General features: G+C 33.3%; 3 protein-coding genes. All 3 read right to left on the bottom strand.

The annotated features are described in order from the left end of the window. Nucleotides 1-273, bottom strand: a 273-nt coding sequence (locus VIL26_08395; protein HEY8390946.1) for a hypothetical protein, incomplete at its 3' end; no start/stop codon positions are given. A 58-nt stretch (nt 274-331) separates the two neighbouring features. Next, complete coding sequence (locus VIL26_08390; protein ID HEY8390945.1) at nt 332-1,843, bottom strand: HAMP domain-containing sensor histidine kinase; 1,512 nt, start codon at nt 1,841-1,843, stop codon at nt 332-334. A gap of 18 nt (nt 1,844-1,861) precedes the next feature. Further along, nucleotides 1,862-1,985: helix-turn-helix domain-containing protein (locus VIL26_08385; GenBank protein HEY8390944.1), on the bottom strand; the 124-nt coding region annotated here is incomplete at its 5' end.

Raw genomic sequence — 1,985 nt, 5'->3', positions numbered from 1 at the left:
TAAAAACCAAATAGACACAACAACACAAGCAATCAAAGCAGATAATTGTGTCATCTTGAGATATATTATGCTTTCAGGCTGTTTTCTAAAGTTGAAATATATAAAGAAACCAATCAAGAAACATAACACGCATAATATACCAAGCCAGATATTGGCTTCTTTAAATTCAACTTTATTTTCTTTATTTTTTTCGGGTACGGTATAAAGATCAATTCCACAACAGGAACAATATTTGCCTTCACCGCTTCTCCCGCAATTTGTGCAGTAATTCATATCAATCTCCCAAATACAAGTATAACATTTATATGCAAAAAAACAAATAAAATATTAGTTATTTTATTAGTTGCTGTGAAACAGAATTTTGATCATTGTTCAGATTTAATTTTAGATTAACTACCGTACCAACTCCTGGTTCACTGCTTATCAAAATTTCTGCGTTATGCACATCAGCGATTTTTTTGGCGATAGACAGACCTAATCCAGAGCCTGTTCCGCGTGAGCGGGCTTTGTCGGCACGATAAAACCTTTCAAATATATGAGGAAGGTCTTGCTTGGAAATTCCTATGCCGTTATCTTGAACGACTACATAAGCATATTCACCGTCTGTATAACAGCTGAGTTTTATTTCTCCGTTATCCGAAGTATATTTTATTGCATTGTCTATCAATATTCTTATAAGCTGCTTTATTAGTTCTCTATCCGCATCAATAGTAAATGCCATCATTTTGCCTGTGGATAATATTCTGTTATTGCAGGTCCGCTGAGTATCTTTCATAATTTCTTCAAGCAGATCATTTAAGAAAAAGTTTTCAATTTTTAAATTGGCGGTCTTGTTATTTGTCCTTGCCAAAAACAAAAGCATTTCAACAAGGTTTTTCATATGCTGAGTTTCTTTAAATATTGCATCCACAGCTTCATCCAAAACAGCCTCGTCTTTTTTACCCCAGCGTTTGAGCATATCGCTGTAACCTTGCAAGACCGCGATAGGCGTTTTTAATTCGTGCGAAGCATCGGATACAAAACGTTCTTGAGCTTCAAACGATTCTTGAAGGTTGTCCAACATTTGATTTAAGACTTGAATAAGTTCTTTTAACTCGCCTGTTGCTTTGCCTTCGTCAAGCCTAGCTGTAGAGAGATTGTCCCTTGTTATTTTTCTTGTTTGATTAATTATCTTTCTTATAGGCGACAGCAATACCCCGCCAGACAAAATGCCTACAATAAGCTGTACCACCAAACAAAGAGGGATAATAGTATAAACAGCAGTTTTTAGTCTTATCAAAAGATAATAATCAGAATCAATATGTCTTCCTAAATAAATTTTGTAAGTGTTACCGCTGTTATCCTTTACCTCTCCAGCATAATACATGATTTTGGTCTCAGTTATAACTTTTTTATTTAATGGGGTGTTTAATAATAAAGAATAATTTTTGCTTGTTGAAGATAAATTGGTCCACAACAGTTCATTATCTTGACTAAGAATTGCAGCCTCAATATTAGCGGCTTTTAATTCAGGAGCTTTGCTTGCCAAAACTTCTTGATCATATTCTTTATATAAATCACTGGCGATATAGCTGTAATAATGCTTAAGTTCTGAAATATGCGGAGTAAGTACTGATTGTTCTGTAATAAAGATTATTAGTATAGACAAAACCGTACCAAAAAAGGTAAAAATAACGGTGTTAATCATCGTCATTTTTGCCGTTACATTATAATTAAACCAAGCTGAAAATTTTTTGAAAATTTTTGCAATCTGCTTGGGAAAAAATAGCAAAGCGGTCAATAAAGTAGATAAAAACCGCTTCCAAAAAGATTTTTTATTTTTTATTTCGATTTCAGTGTCCAACTTAGGTTCCTAAAAAAATTATTCGTCTTTTAGTATATAACCTGTGCCTCGTAAGGTTTGAATATATTGAGTACCGAACTTATAGTCAATCTTACTTCTAAGATATCTTATATATACATCGACTACATTAGTTTCTCCATAA

Source organism: Clostridia bacterium (genome assembly GCA_036562685.1).
In the GTDB taxonomy this organism is placed as follows: Bacteria; Bacillota; Clostridia; order Christensenellales; family DUVY01; genus DUVY01.
This window is presented reverse-complemented; position numbering and strand designations above follow the sequence as displayed.